Below are 16,743 nucleotides of genomic sequence, written 5' to 3' on the forward strand. Positions count from 1 at the left end.
GCTTCATTTTGGTGAGATACACGTTATTAAAGACAGGTTCCCGTACTTCGGTTCGGAGACCTGTTTTTTTATGTGAAAAGCAGTTCAGAGCGATACGTTTTAACAAAAACAACGAGTCTATTTAAGGTTCATCGAAGTAATATCTTAATTTTGAAATAAATGCTTGCATATTACTCGTATATGGATTAATATGAATTTAAAGAATCTTAATTTAAAGATAAATAACGAAGCTAAAGTAAGTTAATCCTCAGAAGCAGTAAATAAAACAACCGTACAACAACCAAGATAATGAATAATAAACAAAACTAAGGGAGTGGAGATTATGTTCAGAACTTCAGGAATTCATCATATTACCGCTTTTGTCGACGACGCACAGAAAAATGTAGACTTTTACGCAGGGGTGCTGGGACTTAGACTGGTGAAAAAAACGATCAACTTTGATGCACCGGATGTGTATCACTTGTACTACGGCAATGAACAAGGCGCGCCAGGTACGATCATTACGTTTTTCCCGCAGCAAAATTCAAGAAGAGGTGTGATCGGCTCAGGTCAGACCGGAGTTACCGTCTATGCGGTACCGATGGGCAGCCTGTCGTTCTGGAAAGAACGTCTTGCATCCTTCGATATTCCATATGAAAATAAAACGAGATTCGGCGAACAATATATTCGTTTCTTCGATAAAGGGGGATTGCTCCTTGAACTGGTTGAGCGCGAAGGCGGCGAGCCGAGCCAGTGGACATTTAACGGGGTGACACCTGAACATGCGATCAAAGGTTTTGGCGGTGCGGTGCTCTACAGTCATGTGCCTGAGAAAACGATGGATGTGCTTGTCGGCAAGCTTGGCCTGGAACAGGTTGGTGAAGAGAATGGCCTGATTCGTCTGCGGGCGAGCGGTGATCTGGGACAGATCATCGATATTCAATCAACAGGTATCCAGCGCGGTATCGGTGGAGCAGGAACGGTACATCACATTGCATGGCGTGCCAAAGATTATTCGGAGCATGAACAGATTCAACAGGATCTGGATCAAACAGGGTATCATCCAACACCCGTGATTGACCGTCAATACTTCAACGCGGTATATTTCCGTGAACCAGGCGGTATTTTGTTCGAGATTGCGACAGATCCTCCAGGCTTTGCGCGGGATGAACCGCAAGAGACGATGGGCGAGAAATTGATGCTGCCTGAATGGTACGAACCACAGCGTGAGCAGATCGAACAGTTGCTGCCACCAATTCAAGTACGGGAATGGAAAGGGGAGTCTAAATGATGAGTACAGCGACGATGAAACATATCTACAAAGCAGGTGCGCAGGCAGATGCGGCGACAATATTGTTGCTCCACGGTACAGGTGGAACGGAGAATGATCTGATCGGACTGGCAGAGATGATTGCTCCGGGGGCGGCGATTCTTGGAGTGCGAGGTAACGTGTCCGAGAATGGGATGCCACGTTTCTTCCGCCGCCTTGCAGAAGGTGTCTTTGATGAAGAGGATCTGATTGCACGGACAGCAGAGCTGGGAGCCTTTATCGATGCTGCTGCGGTGGAATATGGATTCGATCGATCGAACGTGTATGCGCTGGGCTATTCCAATGGTGCCAACATTGCCGCAAGTCTGATGTTCCATCAGGCAGATGTATTCAAGGGAGCAATCCTGCACCATCCGATGGTGCCGCTTCGCGGACTGACACTGCCTGATCTGAAAGGACTGCCCGTGTTCATCGGTGCAGGAGAGAATGATCCAATTGTGCCAAGACGTGAAACGGAGGAACTGGCTTCCCTGCTGAGCGGGGCGGGTGCCGATGTGCATATGCATTGGGAACGTCAGGGGCATCAACTGACACGTACCGAGGCAGAAGCCGCGGCAGCATGGTATACAACACAGGTGTAATACAGGTACAGTACTTGTGGATGTATTGCATTACGAGATCTAGCACATATCGACATATATAAGAAGTTCGCAGGCAGCCTGATCGTTGAGATCGGGCTGTTTTTTCATTTTATTAATCTATATAGGATAACAGCGATTGAAGGTTATTCTGTCATCGGAGTGCACCGTGTAAAATCTTTAAGTTAACTTATTTGCCTCACGAAAAATGAGCACATCTGTTATGTAAACGTGCCAAACCGGGTAAGGATTTGAAATAGTAAAAGTCCACGCAGTATGCTTGTTATATAGCTTCGACACTACACGAATATCATGAACTGGAGGGGTTAATGTGGAACGTAACATCAAAGATTTGGTACAGCAGATGACACTGGAAGAAAAAGCGGGAATGTGCTCAGGGCTCGACTTTTGGCATCTGAAAGGGGTGGAGCGTCTCGGCATTCCATCTATTATGGTAACGGATGGTCCTCACGGATTGCGCAAACAGGACAGCAGTGCAGATCACTTGGGTCTGACCGCAAGTGTACCTGCAACCTGTTTCCCGTCTGCGGCAGGGCTGGCGAGTTCGTGGGATACCGAGCTGGCGCGTCAGGTGGGCGTGGCTTTGGGTGAAGAATGTCAGGCCGAAGATGTGGCGGTACTGCTTGGACCGGGTGTAAATATTAAACGTTCTCCCTTGGGCGGACGGAACTTTGAATACTTTTCTGAAGACCCACTCTTATCTACTCAGATGGCTACCGCTCATATTCAGGGCGTGCAGAGCCAGGGCGTGGGTACGTCTCTCAAACACTTTGCGGTGAATAACCAGGAAGAGCGCCGTATGTCGATTGATGCGGTGGTAGACGAACGGACGCTACGCGAGATTTATCTGGCCAGCTTCGAAGGCGCAGTGAAGGATGCACAGCCTTGGACGGTCATGTGTTCTTATAATAAAGTGAACGGTACGTATGCGGGTGAAAATGAGTGGCTGCTGACGGACATATTGAAGGATGAATGGGGCCATGAAGGTCTGGTTGTCTCGGACTGGGGTGCAGTGAATGAGCGGACGGATGCCCTTGCAGCTGGACTGGAGCTGGAGATGCCAGCAAGCGGCGGTATTGGAGAACGTAAGGTGATCGATGCGGTAGAGAGCGGAAAGCTGCCCATGGACAAGCTGGATCTTGCGGTGGAGCGTTTGCTGACCTTAATTTTCAAAGCGGTGGATCATAAGAAAGAAGGCGCTTCGTACGATAAAGATGAACATCATCAGCTTGCACGTAAAGTGGCATCCGAGAGTATGGTTTTGTTGAAAAATGAAGCAGGGCTTCTTCCGCTAAAGCGTGAAGGTAGCGTAGCCATCGTAGGTGCTTTTGCGCGTAAACCTCGCTTTCAGGGAGGGGGAAGCTCCCACATTAATCCGACCAAGGTCGATGATATTGTGGAGGAGATGACTCTTGTGGCAGGCGATGGAGTAACCATCTCGTATGCACTAGGGTACCGGATTGAAGAGGACGATGTGGATGAGACACTGTTGCAGCAGGCTGTTCAGGCTGCACAAGCGGCAGATACCGCTGTGGTATTTGTTGGATTGCCGGATCGATACGAATCCGAAGGGTATGACCGTGCGCATCTGCGTCTGCCGGACAACCACATTCGACTGATTGAAGAGGTTGCCAAGGTGCAGTCCCGTGTAGTGGTTGTGCTAAGCAACGGTTCTCCAGTGGAGATGCCTTGGCTGTCGCAGGTCCAAGCTGTGCTTGAAGCTTATCTTGGCGGACAGGCCGTAGGAGGCGCAATCGCCGATCTGCTCTACGGTGAGGTGAACCCGTCCGGTAAACTGGCAGAGACCTTCCCGGCTAAGCTTAGCCACAATCCGTCCTATCTGAACTTCCCTGGTGAGGCAGATCGTGTGGATTACCGTGAGGGGATCTTCGTCGGTTACCGTTATTATGATAAAAAAGAGCTGGACCCGCTATTCCCTTTTGGATACGGCCTCAGTTATACCACGTTTGAGTACAGCGATTTACAAGTAGATCGCACAGCGCTAACGGATCTGGACGAGGTGCAGGTACAAATACGCGTCACCAATACCGGGGAGCGTGCAGGGAAAGAGATCGTACAGTTGTACGTTAGTGATGTTGAGAGTACAGTGATTCGTCCGGATCGGGAGCTGAAAGCTTTTGCGAAGGTGGCACTGGAGGCTGGCGAGTCCAAAATAGTTCATTTCACGCTGAATAAGCGTTCGTTCGCGTATTACAACGTGGATATGAAAGACTGGCATGTCGAGACGGGGGAGTTCGGTATACAGCTCGGTAGCTCTTCGCGTGATATTCGTATGCAGACTCGGGTAAGCGTAGAGTCTACTGCCACGTTCATTCCAACGTATACACGCAATAGTACCCTTGGCGATATTCAGCGCGACCCCGAGAATAAAAAGCTGATTGAGCAGGCTTTGCAGCAATTCCAGGAAGCGAGCGGTTTTGGTGGCGGTGACGATTCCGGTGATCATGATCATGCGGACATGATGAACGCGATGATGAAATATATGCCGCTACGTGCCCTTGTGGCTTTTAGCGGTGGCGCGATGACTGAGGATACGATGAATCAGCTGCTGGATCAGATGAACAATAAGGAGCACGGCATTCGCGGATAAGAGAATTTCATCCCGATTCTGCTTCATGACCTGTGATCTGTGAAGAAGTAATCAGGTTATGCGCGAGCAAAAGGGCGCGAGGCCGTAAGTTTTATATTGTACGTTCAGCTACTGCAAGGCTGAGAGGGATACCCGATCCGGTGATGGATCGGGTGTTCTTTTTTTACAGGGGAAAAGGTATAATTAGTAATTGATAATCATTTTCATTTAGAAGCGTGATGAGAGACGAGATACTGTGGATCAGTGGGGAGGGAAGGTGAAGCAATGGGTCATGATGCTGGATTACATACGTTGGGTTCAAGTGCATATATCCAGACCCGGGATGGCCGGAAGTTGCATTACATGTCGAAGGGCGCTGGAGAAGTGACGGTCGTTTTTGAGTCGGGGATGGGCGTTTCCAGATCTACATGGGGGCTGGTTGTGCCGACGATTGCGGAGCATGCACGTACCGTTGTGTATGACAGGGCAGGAGCGGGACGAAGTGATGTTGATTTCTCTCCACGCACGCTCACCCGGATTGCGGTAGACCTGAATGACCTGCTAGCGGCGATGGGGCCGGGGCCGATTATTCTGGTGGGGCATAGCTGGGGAGGGCCTATTGTACGTGCAGCGGCCGCTAGTAATCTGTCGCGTCTGCAAGGTATCATTCTTGTTGACCCGTCGGATGAGCATTGTGAGTTATATTTTTCCCGTATGGCGAAGGTCGGTTTTGCGATAAATGGGGCACTTATTCCCGCTCTGGCTCGTGTGGGCCTGTATCGGTTTCTTGGCATCAAAGACTTTCTTAGTCAGCCTGATGACGTTGTAGCAGATCACCGCCGGGAGGACTTTACGGTACAAGCGGCTCGGACGATGGCTGCGGAGGGACAGAATTTTTTGCAAGATTTAAAGGGGTTACAGGAGCAACCTCCCGAATTGGGAGACTTGGAAGTTAGCATTATTTCGGGTACGTTGCCGGGCAAGGGAGAACGTAAAATCAGACCTGCCATTGTTGAAGCTCACCGTCAGACGGTAAGCAAGCTATCCAATGCGAGATGGGTAGAGGCAGTGCGTTCGGGTCATATGGTGATGTTTACAGATCCTGAAGTGATCATCAATGAGATCATGCGAATGATACGCGATGCGGAGTAAGAGTAAGAGTAAGAGTAAGAGATAAGAAAGTGGAAAATGAGAAATGAGAAATTTAAAGTATTTGAGTATAGTCCTCATATTAGTAGAAGATTGTTCCTTCCGGTGCCGGGCGCAAGGATAGAGCAAAAGTGATACAATAAAAAGAAAAAGCAATGAATGACATTGCTAGACCATATAAGCGGAGTGTGGAGACAGATGAAACCAGAGAATCAAGAAACAACAGGAACGGGAGCCGGAAACGAAGGTTCTAGAAATGTCCATGTAGGCATGGAAGATATCGTACGCGCACATCATGTGCTGCGTGAAGTGATTGTCAGAACGCCGCTACAGCGGGATGCTGTACTGTCGGCTAAATATAACTGTAATGTGTATCTGAAACGGGAAGACCTTCAGGTGGTGCGTTCATTTAAAATTCGAGGGGCTTACAATATGATACGCAGTCTGACCCCTGCCGAAATGGAGAAAGGCATCGTCTGCGCCAGTGCCGGCAACCATGCACAGGGTGTAGCTTTTAGCTGTAATGCACTGGGCATTCACGGCAAAATCTTTATGCCAAGCACAACACCGAACCAGAAAGTGAAACAGGTACGACGTTTTGGCGGCGATAATGTAGAAGTTGTCCTGATCGGTGATACGTATGATGATGCGTATGCGGAAGCGATGCGGGCATGTGACGAGCAGGGCATGACCTTTATCCATCCGTTTGATTCACCGAAGATTATTGCAGGGAATGGTACAGTTGCGATGGAGATCATGGAAAGCCTTGATGAGAATGCAGACTATGTATTTGTCACCATTGGCGGCGGCGGATTAGCGGCTGGGGTAGGAACCTACATGAAAACGGTGAGTCCTGAAACACAAATCATCGGCGTTGAGCCGCTTGGGGCAGCTTCCATGAGTGAAGCAATGTTCCGCAAACAAGTGGTTACGCTGGATGATATCGATAAATTTGTGGATGGGGCAGCGGTGAAACGGGTAGGTGATTTGACTTATGACATCTGTAGCAACATCCTAAATGACATTGTGAAGGTGCCAGAAGGCAAAGCCTGCACAACCATTCTGGAATTATATAACGAAAATGCTATCGTGGTGGAGCCTGCGGGCTCGCTGGCTGTAGCTGCACTGGAGCAATACCGCGAACAAATCGCAGGCAAGACGGTGGTCTGTGTCATCAGCGGCGGTAACAATGATATCGACAGGATGCAGGAGATCAAAGAGCGTTCCCTGATCTACGAAGGTCTGAAATATTATTTCATGGTGAATTTCCCGCAACGTGCGGGGGCGCTACGTGAGTTCCTGGAGGAAGTGCTCGGTCCGAATGACGATATCGCCAGATTTGAATATACGAAAAAACATGACAAGGAAAATGGCCCTGCCTTAGTCGGCATCGAGCTCATGTACAAGGAAGACTACCAGCCACTCATCGAACGTATGAACCGCAAAGGTATCGCCTACACTGAGCTGAACAAAAACTTAAATCTGTTCAACATGTTGATCTGAGAGAGAGGTGTCTTTTTACAAGTGAAACCTACTATAGGGTCAGAGCAACAGAAGAAAGTGCCTCAGATCCGACCTGCACGGAAGGAAGATGTGGATCAGATCATCCCGCTGCTGGTGCAAGCGATTGGGGATATCGCTTATGCACTTGCGGGGGAGGCGGACCATGAGCGGGCAATGGACATCTTACGTGAGTTTGTTACACAGGAAAATAACCGGATCAGTTATCAAAATATCACTGTGATGGAGCAGGACGGCCAGATTGCTGGCATGTTGGTAGCGTATGCCGGTGATGATGTGGAGCGTCTGGATCAGCCGCTTCTGAATCGCCCCGGACGTGATACGGATGAGAAATATGCTCTGGTAAAAGAAACCCGCCCTGGGGAGTATTATCTCGATACTCTTTCGGTAAGTGAGCCATTTCAGGGGCAGGGCATCGGCCGTGCACTGATGGCTGCTTTTGAGCAGCAGGGAAGAGAACTCGGGCACACGCAGGTTGCCCTGATCGTGGAGCAGGACAATGGCCGCGCCATGCAGCTCTATGAACGGCAAGGCTATGTTCAAGATGAAGTGATTCTCATCGGTGGACATGAGTATTACCATATGGTCAAAGAGCTCTCAGTTCTATAGATTGGCTGGAATGCATTCGAGCTTCGCACTCAAAAGGAGCCAACGCTTGAGTGATGGATGCTTACATATGTAACAGTGAGGGACACCATCTGTATCGTGAACCCGTAACAACTATATTTAGTCAGTTAACAGCAGATACGCCAAAAAAGACGAAGCAACGCCGAGGGCGGTGGGTTCGTCTTTTTTTGATAAAGCGGCGGTGGAGCAATATAAGCTGACAGGCTAACGATCTCAGATGACGCTATTTGGTCGATTTCAACTCATTTAAAATTCTAACGATCAGGAGAAACGTTATTTCCCCATTTCAGACGAGAAATCATTGATTTTTGCTCATTTCAGAAGAAATAGCGTCTCTGGTGATCGTTAGATCACTGAACATCTCTAAATCGGCCAAATAAGGTCTGTGGTGATCGTTAGAATTTTTTTCATCCGTACAACCTTCTACGCGACTAGCACAAGGAACGGTGTATGAAAAATGTTGACTATTCAAAGCTTACCATTGCATGCACATGTTTGTTTAACCTAAATCCCTTGCTCGCCCTCCAACTTATCCAGGCCATTAGCTGATTGTTACCGTTAGATTGATCTAAAACTTTTATATACCGTACTCCGGCAGATATTCATCCCTAGATACGTTCTGTTCCAGCCATTTGTCGACAGCCTCTGTTCTTTCAAACTTGGATTCAGCGATGACATCCATAAACGCATTCAGTTTTTTCAAAAAAGCACTGTCCTCGGAAGTATTCCGCTGTAAGACAGCTTTGTACCCTTTTTGAGCATTTGGCACCATTACGTTGGTGTCGTAATCGAACAGCGGGGTATTATCGAGCCCGTAAAAGGTGTACAAGGTGTATTGATTCATCAACATCTGTACCTGGTTTTTCCGGTTAGACTTAGGAAAATCATTCAGGAACCGCTCTTGATTCAGCGCACGGTTCAGCATATCCTGATATCCGATCATGAGGCCCCCATCTTCAGAGGCGATATTGCTCGTTTCGACTGCCATGATGCGAATGTACTGTTTGATATCTTCATTTACATAAGAAGTATATTTTTCAAATGCGGCATAATTCATGATTGGATAGAGATAACCCTCGATCATCGTAAGACGATAACCACTGTCTCTGGCCTGTTGCAGCAGTGAACGGAGACTCGTGTCTTTGGTGCGTGACATCAGCTGCGTAAAGCTGTTATTCCAATTGTATATTTTCTGCATCTGATCCTGAACATTGGGCACAAGCATGCGATCCGTTATGGCCGTTAGCGCTTTGAAGCGGGCATTTTCTAACTGTAGCACCATCAGGGTTGCATGATAGGGGGTCACCTGGCTGATTTTAGACTCCAGGAAACGGTCTGCCGCGGGTAGGCCATTTTTTTTGTATAGCATGTTCTGAAAGGATTTGTAGATTGCTGTCGAATTGGCTGATGTTACTTTGGTATTCGCAGCAGGGGCAGCAAAAGCAATGCCTGCGACTGGTGAAACCGCTGTTTGTAACAATAGAGTAATAGCCGTAGCGGTAAGCAGCGTACGCATACCTTTCTTTTTATAAAAATACAAAGATGATGCCATAGATATAAACCTCCTGTAATTTTGGAATGAACAGATAAGGATGAAAAGTAGACTTGATTCACTATTACACACAGATTAAAGCAATTGGCACTAGAAGTGGTTTCGGAATGATGACAAAATCTTCTGTTAATTTTAACCTTTACAGGTGGATGCAAGGCCAATGTTTCTGCGAAAATAATTTTTGGGGAACCGGAAACCTTTTAACGATTCGGAACGTCTTAGTTGTGCATAGGTAAATACAGGAATTACTGAAATGAACAGCTAACTATAAGAGTGTACCAATTATAGGAGAATGGGGATAGGTTTATGAGGAAAGCGGGAGGAAATCAAGTCAAAAAAGTGATGTCAGCGCTGGCTGTATCAGCCATGCTTATGTCTGCACTGCCAACATCGGTGATGGATGCAGCTGCAAGAATCAGCATTTATATTAACGGTACTGAGGTGCCGGCGGTTCAAGCCCCTGTGATGAAGGCTGGACGTGTACTCGTTCCACTCCGGTCGATTTTTGAAGGAATTGACGCGGAAGTGCAGTTCAACAATAAAACGAAAACCATTACAGCAACCCGTGGGGATCAGGAAGTGAAATTAACACTTGGTTCCAAGGCTGCATATATCGATGGTCAACTGAATGTATTGGATGTCCCTGCGAGTACGATCAAGGGCAGTACTATGGTGCCCATTCGTTTTGTGAGCGAAGCTTTCGGGGAAAAAGTATTCTGGAACTCACGCAGCCAACGTGTTGATATTAAAACAACATCGTCTACACCGGAACCGCCGGTTGACGATACACAGTTTTCTGCTTGGAATATTTATGGATCAGTGTCTGGCAGTAACGGAGATGGCCGTGACCTGACGGTAAGCTTCACACGTGCAAAGTCAGAGAGAACAGTGTCAGCTTACAGGGTGATGCTGGTCAAAAGTGGGGATATCAACAGCTTTAAAGAATCCGTTGCTACAGCCGTATCTCCGGCGAACTACACTTCAATTACACCAAACGGCACCAATCCGAAGCTGACACTTAACGCTCAGACACGCGACGTTAACGGTGATTTGCTGAATAGCAATGAATCCTATCGATTGTATGTACTGACTGTAGGTAACAGCAACAATAACAACCAAAACTATCTAGGCTGGTCTTCACAGATTCTGAAGCTGAACCAGGTGAAACCTTCTGTTCAAGCTGTGACGGGACTGCGCATTGCCGATGTTAGCGATAATGGCGACGGAAGGGATCTGGAGATCAACTTCACACAGCCAAGCACCAATTCGAATATTACGAGTTACCGTGCATTTGTTGTGAAGGCGAAGGACGCATCCTCATTTAACCAGGCTGCTGCGAGCAAGGTATCCAGCGCGAATTACACGATCATCAATAAAGGGAATTCCAGCACAGTCAAAAGCATACTGAACTCTTCATCACGGGATACGTCGGGCGAGTTGATCAAAAACGGAACCACGTATGTTGTGTACATTATGTCTGTAAGTGCGAATACAGCAACAGATAGCAAGCTGTCTGCGGCTTCGTCTTCCCTGACGTTGTCCTTGAATTCAACTCCGGCTCCGGTCATTACACAAGTGAGAGACATCTCGGATTATGGAGATGGGCGCGATATTCAGGTGAGCTTTAACCGTGTATCGGATGAATCGAAGGTAACGAACTATCGTGTGTTTGTTGTACGCAACTCGGTAGCCAGCAGCTTTAACTTGCCTACAGCAAGTAATCTGTCTTCCAGTTTATATTATACCGTGAACAAAACAGGTAATAACCTCGTGGTTACATTGCCATCGAATATGCGGGATACCAGCGGTTATAACATCACAAACCTGCAGGATTATCGGATCTTTGTCATGGCAGCAGGCACTCAGCAGAACAACTATACCCATGCGTTGTCAGCTTCCTCCAATGTCTTGAGACTGACCTCCAATAGCAATGCAGGTGTGGCAACGAACCTGTCTGTTACAGATATTGCGGATAACGGAAATGGATCTGACATGCGCGTGTCGTTTAGCAAAGCAAGCGATGAGTCCAATGTTTCCCACTATCGAGTATTTGTCGTACCTGCCAATAACGTAGGAAGCTTCAACCTGAATGCTGCGAATGTGTCGAACAATTATACACAAGTGAATAAAACAGGTGGTAATCTGACCGTAACACTATCGAGTAACTCGGTTGATACCAATGGGTATAGAATTGCGAACTACAACGCTTATCGTGTGTTTGTCCTGTCCGTAAATAGTAACGGAAACTGGAGTCAGAATGCACTTTCCTCATCTTCAGCTCAAATCACGCTAGCACCGAACGCAATGGTTGCTGCACCGACCAGTGTGAGTGCAACCGATGTTGCGGATAACGGGAATGGCAGTGATCTGCGTGTAACATTCAACCGGTCAACGGATGAGAATAATGTGAATCATTATCGTGTGTTTGTTGTGAAAAATACGGCTGTAGGAAGTTTTAATCTGAATGCTGCATTGAATAACGGCTTCTACACGTATAGAAGTAAAAGTGGGAGTAATCAGGCTTTCACATTAGCAAGTGATGCTAGAGCAACGGATGGCAGCTTTATTGGTGATAATGTTGATTATCGGGTATTTGTCCTGGCGGTGAATAATAATTCATCTCAATCTAGCGCGCTGTCTTCAGTATCGCCTGTGGTTAAATTAGGAAGTGCTTCTCCTGTAATCGCAGTGGGCAGTGTAAGTGTAGCGGTTAAAAATCAGGGACAACAAGCGGGTAACGCTTCTGATGTAACTGTAAATTTTGCCAAAGCATCGAACGAAACAGGCATTGCCAAATATCGTCTGTTTATTGTCCCAGCAGATCAGGTACCTGGCTTTACGCTAAATACAGCGATGAATATTAATTATTATAATGATTTGGATAAAAGTAGTGCAGGCACTACGTTCGCATTGAGCGATGGATACCGGGATATTAATAATAAATCTATCGAGATCGGGAAAAAGTATAGAGTGTTTATTATGTCTGTATCCGACAGTACAACTCGTTCATCAAGTCTTTCAGTGGCTTCCGACGAATTTAGTATTAATAACATAGTACAATCTGTTCAAGCAGCCGTTATTACGGGTCTACAGAAATCAAGTACTGTAACTGAAGCGATCTACAAGTTGACCTTCATCAAACCATCTAGTGAAACTGGCATCTCCTCATATCAATTGTATATTGTGAAGGGAAGAGGAGCTGTTGATCCGGCTACAGCTAATTCCAGCAGTAACTATTCAGTAGGAGATCCCAAAGCGGTTGAAGTTACTTTGAATACCAATGCTAAAGATACTACAGGGGCTAGTCTTGTGGAAGGAGAAGAGTACACCGTATATATTGTGTCAGTTGCGTCTAATACAACAACCAATAGAAGTACGATCTCTAATCCATCTGAAGCATTTAAGCTTGAAAAAGCTCCAGCAGTTACACAATCAACTCCTCCGCAGTAAACTACGGCACAAAGTTAGCAATAGAATTGTAATGCTTCAACTCCCTTTCCTTCCTTGGAAAGGGAGTTTTTTCTTTGCATCCGTTAATGCCTCGGAAAGGGAACCGCTCTCCGTACGACCTATGTCCTTATTTTTCCATATTTAGACATGCTCAAATAGGTTCCTAAGGCCATTGCTGGTCTTGGATCAAACCATGGATAATAGGAGTCATAGAGCTTGACTAGCTCTTGAGTCGAAAGGAAGGATGCAATGTTACCATTTCGTTTGACGGGGCAGCCGGATTCCCGGATGCCGCTATACCTGTACGGTGTGGGCACACAGGAAGAGAAAGGACTGCATCGACCGGGGGGATTTCCGGTGTATCAGTTATTTTTGGCGCGTAATGGTGGAGGACAGTTTAATATCTCTGGCAGAGGAACGATCGTAATGGGCTCAGGGCAGCTGTTTGCTTTGGGGCCGGGCATTGCTCATGAGTATATCGCACATACAAGAACGGGTGGAGAGCTGGGGTTTATAGGAATCGGCGGCGAATCAGCGAATTCAGTACTTCAGGCGACAGGCATCATGTGCGAAAGACCTCGCACATTAACCGGGTTTGACCTGATTTGGTCACAGATGACGGAACTGTGGAAGGGGTTGGATCAGGGCGGGATGTCGATGTGGCAAATGTCCACTTTGATCTACCAGCTGATTCTCGACTTGGCTCAGGCTATGGCTCCAGTTGGTTATGTTTCACATGTACATGGGAATTCGGACGCTGGCCAGGAGGGACTCAACCGGGCAATCGTTTTAATGCAGGCTCATTATCAGGACGATCTGTTATTGAAACATGTGGCCGAGGCAGTTGGTTACTCTGTGCAGCATTTGAATCGTTTATTTCATCAGCATTATGGCGTGACTGGACATCAGTATATGCAACGCTGGCGTTTACAAAAGGGACTGGAGTGGCTTAATGAACATCCTGAGGCTAGTGTGAAGGAAGCTGCGGAGAATGTAGGCATGGAAGTGAATTATTTTATTCGTATGTTCAAGCGTGAATTCGGGGAAACGCCAGGCAAAGGCATGAAACTACGCAATCAGCTCAGACTGGAGCAGGATCACCACCCCCGTCACAAATAAAATACGAATCTGCAATAAAAAAAGAGACCTGACGGTCTCTTGAATGGAATTTCTTATAAAGTAAAAGAACATCTATGTGTACCACGAAACAACCACATTCGACATTGCCTCCTTCAATCATGCCTGCTTTTTTTGCCCGAAAATAGGCCGGATTAAAGCAAGACCAACAATACCAATAACGGCGCTAACCCATGGAGCCATGTAGAACACAGGAAGTTTATCCCGAAGTGGATAACCCACAAAAAGAACAAGTACAACGATCACGATATAAATGATAATGCCTCGAACGTTAACTTTGGGCATGACATGTTTGTCTGTCCCCTTATCGTCTGGACGTTCTGCTAATCGGCGTAGCATCTCTACGAGCGCAATTCCGCCTACAGCGCTAATGATGAGAGAGAACAAGCTGATATGTTCGAAAGCCTCCGTATCGCCGTCTGTTAGGCCGAAGAATAGTCCTGCACATCCCTGAATGAACAGGACAACGGATATGGCCGCCCAGGCAATCATAACATACCATTTTGGCGTTCGTTTCACAGGTTCTGGTGTACCCGGTTGATCGTCAGACTGAGCGATGCTGGATTTGATGTTCTTTTTAGAATCTTCAGCAGAACGGGCATGTTGTTTCGGATAAGCTTGTTTTTTTTCGGGAGGGACACTTCCGCTACGGTTTTCCCTGCTTGAATCTTTCCCTGTGCTTGCCCCTGATTGAGCATATGTATCTGCTGAGCCTACTCCAAGTTGGGTATAAATATCTTCTTCCAGATCAGAGCCGTACAATTCGCGTGCAGATTTGTTATCTTTCTGTGCTTGTACGATGGCTTTTCCCGCAGCGAGAATCCATTCTTCCTGTGTTTTCTCGTCTGCTGGCGCTTGCCTTGCGATGGTGCTGATCTGGTTATACAATTGTACGTTGTCTGGTGTCATACGGCTCATCTCTGTGATTTGCCGATTTTGTATTTCTTTCAGCTTTTTATAGGAAATCCCCAATGCTTGCTCCCCCTGTCTCACACGTTCTGATCTTCCATTCCATGAAGACCCTGACGATATTTTAGTATACGGGAAGGGCTCTCGTTTCGCAAAGTCATTCCTTATAAAACAACTGCTTGTGATTTACCCATAGCCCGATACAGGCTAACACAACACAGGTGCATAAGAGCACCAGTTTTCCATGATGCTGAATCCATCCAAGTAGATGTGCCATGAGTTCATTCCTTTCGGTAACAGGCCTCCGGGACAGGCGTGCCTGAGATTTTGGTTTTATTTTCCCCTGTGGAGTTGTGAATATACATGGCTTGGTTGGAAGAAGCAACGATTCTGTGAACCGTGAATAAAGAGCTGCCCAATCCATCACAATAGTAGCATTTCCAAACTGAAATGATGGATAGGAGTGTGGTTAGCATGGATAAACAATCAGATCTCACACGAAAGATGCTGCTCAACAGTAATTCCCGTGGTGCCATGGATGAAGTGGTACCGATGGAAGAGGCAGTGGAGGATACTGAGTTCGGCGAAGAGTTGAATGATGATAACTGGCAGGGAAGAAGCTTCTGGGACAACGAGGGAGCAGGTCAGCAACATGAGTGGAACGGACGTATTGAGACTCATGCGATGTTTCGCAGGAGCTATGAGTAGGATCGTGCAGATATAACGCAAGAAAACAGGAATGAATCAGAAATTTTCGGAGCCCTGCTGAATATAGCGAGGCTCTTTTTTTACGAGAAAATCCGTACGAAAAGAGAACAGCTTTACATGACCTAAGGGGTTCATTTCTCGCGTTGACTTGGGGGTGAGGGAATGATAATATACTAATATCTTCTTAATACTCATTAAACTTATCGGATTAAACATAATTAATTAAAATACGTTGATTATATAACAAGGTCACCATGAAAGGGGAGATCCGTATGGAACGTCAGATCAGCATTCGTCACGGGGAAGAGGAGTTAACTGCGACCATTCACTATCCGGTTGTAAAAGATATTAAAGAGGAGACACGTCAGCAACGTGTTCCTCTGGCTGTCATCTGCCACGGTTTTGTGGGAAGCCGAATTGGAGTGGATCGGTTGTTCGTGAAGACAGCTCGTGAACTCGCGGAAGACGGATATCTGGTGCTACGTTTTGATTACATCGGTTGCGGAGAAAGCAGTGGGGAGTACGGAGCAGAAGGATTAGAGTCGATGATACTGCAGACCCGTTCTGTGCTGGATTATGCTGTGAACTGCAGTGATGTCGACCCTACACGTGTAACTCTGATCGGACATAGCTTGGGCGGAGCAGTTGCGCTGTTGACTGCTGTACGTGACAAACGGGTTAAAAATCTTGTCATGTGGTCGGCTGTCGGTTATCCGTTCAACGATATCGTGAAGATTACGGGCAGGGATGTGTATGACGAGGGTGTGAGAGCAGGGGCTTCCGATTATCTTGGCTATAAATTTACGCCTAAATTCTTTGACTCTTTGGCGGAGCATCAACCATTCCAGGAAGCTGTGAAGTTCAGCGGAGATGTGCTGGTTGTGCACGGTACTTCCGATGAAGTCATCCCTGTGGACTATGCGTTCTTGTATCAAAAAGTGTTCTGGATGCGCCAGGAAGGGCGCTGCGACAAGGAAATCATTTTCCAGGGCAATCATACCTTCTCATCTGGTAAAGAGCGCGAACAACTGATTACACGTACGAGAGAATGGCTCGGGGAGCGTCAGAAGATTGAAGAGAACTGGCAACATTGGATGATCTAAGCGATAAGTCTTACGTCATCAATCAAAAGTCACGGTTATTAACTTGGAAAAGCGCTTGCTTCGGGGTAAAATAGAGAGGTAAGCATCCT

At 46.9% G+C, this 16,743-nt stretch carries 12 protein-coding genes; 10 read left to right on the top strand and 2 right to left on the bottom strand.

The window, feature by feature from the left end; genetic code table 11:
* Nucleotides 1-322 precede the first annotated feature (322 nt).
* The 6 genes from H7T88_RS10490 (at nt 323) to H7T88_RS10515 (ending at nt 7,777) form a co-directional block, all read left to right on the top strand.
* Nucleotides 323-1,270 carry a ring-cleaving dioxygenase gene (locus H7T88_RS10490; RefSeq protein WP_260510824.1) on the top strand — a complete coding sequence of 316 codons (948 nt, stop codon included), beginning with the start codon at nt 323-325 and terminating at the stop codon, nt 1,268-1,270.
* A gap of 14 nt (nt 1,271-1,284) precedes the next feature.
* Nucleotides 1,285-1,890, top strand: coding sequence for an alpha/beta hydrolase (locus H7T88_RS10495; protein ID WP_090923416.1), 606 nt, complete (start codon nt 1,285-1,287; stop codon nt 1,888-1,890).
* A 328-nt stretch (nt 1,891-2,218) separates the two neighbouring features.
* Nucleotides 2,219-4,519: a beta-glucosidase family protein gene (locus H7T88_RS10500; protein ID WP_221788363.1), complete on the top strand. Its 2,301-nt coding sequence runs from the start codon at nt 2,219-2,221 to the stop codon at nt 4,517-4,519.
* Nucleotides 4,520-4,783: 264 nt separating this feature from the next.
* The gene (locus H7T88_RS10505) at nt 4,784-5,650 is read left to right on the top strand and encodes an alpha/beta fold hydrolase (protein WP_221788365.1); all 867 of its coding nucleotides are present in this window, start codon (nt 4,784-4,786) and stop codon (nt 5,648-5,650) included.
* A 267-nt stretch (nt 5,651-5,917) separates the two neighbouring features.
* Nucleotides 5,918-7,150 (top strand): threonine ammonia-lyase IlvA, encoded by a 1,233-nt coding sequence (ilvA, locus tag H7T88_RS10510; RefSeq protein WP_090923415.1) that lies wholly within the window; start codon nt 5,918-5,920, stop codon nt 7,148-7,150.
* A gap of 21 nt (nt 7,151-7,171) precedes the next feature.
* Nucleotides 7,172-7,777 (top strand): GNAT family N-acetyltransferase, encoded by a 606-nt coding sequence (locus H7T88_RS10515; RefSeq protein WP_312027604.1) that lies wholly within the window; start codon nt 7,172-7,174, stop codon nt 7,775-7,777.
* A gap of 595 nt (nt 7,778-8,372) precedes the next feature.
* On the opposite strand, the gene H7T88_RS10520 is transcribed toward H7T88_RS10515, so the two are convergent.
* Nucleotides 8,373-9,347, bottom strand: a complete 975-nt coding sequence (locus tag H7T88_RS10520) for a hypothetical protein (protein ID WP_221788367.1) — start codon at nt 9,345-9,347, stop codon at nt 8,373-8,375.
* A gap of 306 nt (nt 9,348-9,653) precedes the next feature.
* Here H7T88_RS10520 and H7T88_RS10525 point away from each other — a divergent pair, with 306 nt between their 5' ends.
* Together H7T88_RS10525 and H7T88_RS10530 are read left to right on the top strand one after the other, a co-directional pair.
* Nucleotides 9,654-12,797: a copper amine oxidase N-terminal domain-containing protein gene (locus H7T88_RS10525; RefSeq protein ID WP_221788368.1), complete on the top strand. Its 3,144-nt coding sequence runs from the start codon at nt 9,654-9,656 to the stop codon at nt 12,795-12,797.
* A 249-nt stretch (nt 12,798-13,046) separates the two neighbouring features.
* Entirely contained in the window at nt 13,047-13,916 is an 870-nt protein-coding gene (locus tag H7T88_RS10530) for an AraC family transcriptional regulator (RefSeq protein WP_221788369.1), read from the top strand.
* 117 nt (nt 13,917-14,033) lie between these two features.
* Here the strand turns inward: H7T88_RS10530 and H7T88_RS10535 are convergent, their stop codons facing one another.
* Nucleotides 14,034-14,906, bottom strand: coding sequence for a hypothetical protein (locus H7T88_RS10535; RefSeq protein ID WP_221788370.1), 873 nt, complete (start codon nt 14,904-14,906; stop codon nt 14,034-14,036).
* Nucleotides 14,907-15,317: 411 nt separating this feature from the next.
* On the opposite strand from H7T88_RS10535, the gene H7T88_RS10540 reads away from it, so the two are divergent.
* Both H7T88_RS10540 and H7T88_RS10545 read left to right on the top strand, forming a co-directional pair.
* Nucleotides 15,318-15,551, top strand: coding sequence for a hypothetical protein (locus H7T88_RS10540; protein ID WP_090923327.1), 234 nt, complete (start codon nt 15,318-15,320; stop codon nt 15,549-15,551).
* Between the two features lie 272 nt (nt 15,552-15,823).
* Complete coding sequence (locus H7T88_RS10545; protein ID WP_090923326.1) at nt 15,824-16,654, top strand: alpha/beta hydrolase; 831 nt, start codon at nt 15,824-15,826, stop codon at nt 16,652-16,654.
* Nucleotides 16,655-16,743: the final 89 nt, after the last annotated feature.

Source organism: Paenibacillus cucumis (ex Kampfer et al. 2016), from assembly GCF_019748695.1.
GTDB classification, from domain to species: Bacteria; Bacillota; Bacilli; order Paenibacillales; family Paenibacillaceae; genus Paenibacillus; species Paenibacillus polysaccharolyticus.

Bases quoted from the DNA above. Each gene is read 5' to 3' on its own strand.
- H7T88_RS10490 (WP_260510824.1), top strand. From the start codon at position 323: ATGTTCAGAACTTCAGGAATTCATCATATTACCGCTTTTGTCGACGAC.
- H7T88_RS10495 (WP_090923416.1), top strand. From the start codon at position 1,285: ATGAAACATATCTACAAAGCAGGTGCGCAGGCAGATGCGGCGACAATA.
- H7T88_RS10505 (WP_221788365.1), top strand. From the start codon at position 4,784: ATGGGTCATGATGCTGGATTACATACGTTGGGTTCAAGTGCATATATC.
- ilvA (WP_090923415.1), top strand. From the start codon at position 5,918: ATGGAAGATATCGTACGCGCACATCATGTGCTGCGTGAAGTGATTGTC.
- H7T88_RS10520 (WP_221788367.1), bottom strand. From the start codon at position 9,347: ATGGCATCATCTTTGTATTTTTATAAAAAGAAAGGTATGCGTACGCTG.
- H7T88_RS10525 (WP_221788368.1), top strand. From the start codon at position 9,654: ATGAGGAAAGCGGGAGGAAATCAAGTCAAAAAAGTGATGTCAGCGCTG.
- H7T88_RS10530 (WP_221788369.1), top strand. From the start codon at position 13,047: ATGTTACCATTTCGTTTGACGGGGCAGCCGGATTCCCGGATGCCGCTA.
- H7T88_RS10540 (WP_090923327.1), top strand. From the start codon at position 15,318: ATGGATAAACAATCAGATCTCACACGAAAGATGCTGCTCAACAGTAAT.
- H7T88_RS10545 (WP_090923326.1), top strand. From the start codon at position 15,824: ATGGAACGTCAGATCAGCATTCGTCACGGGGAAGAGGAGTTAACTGCG.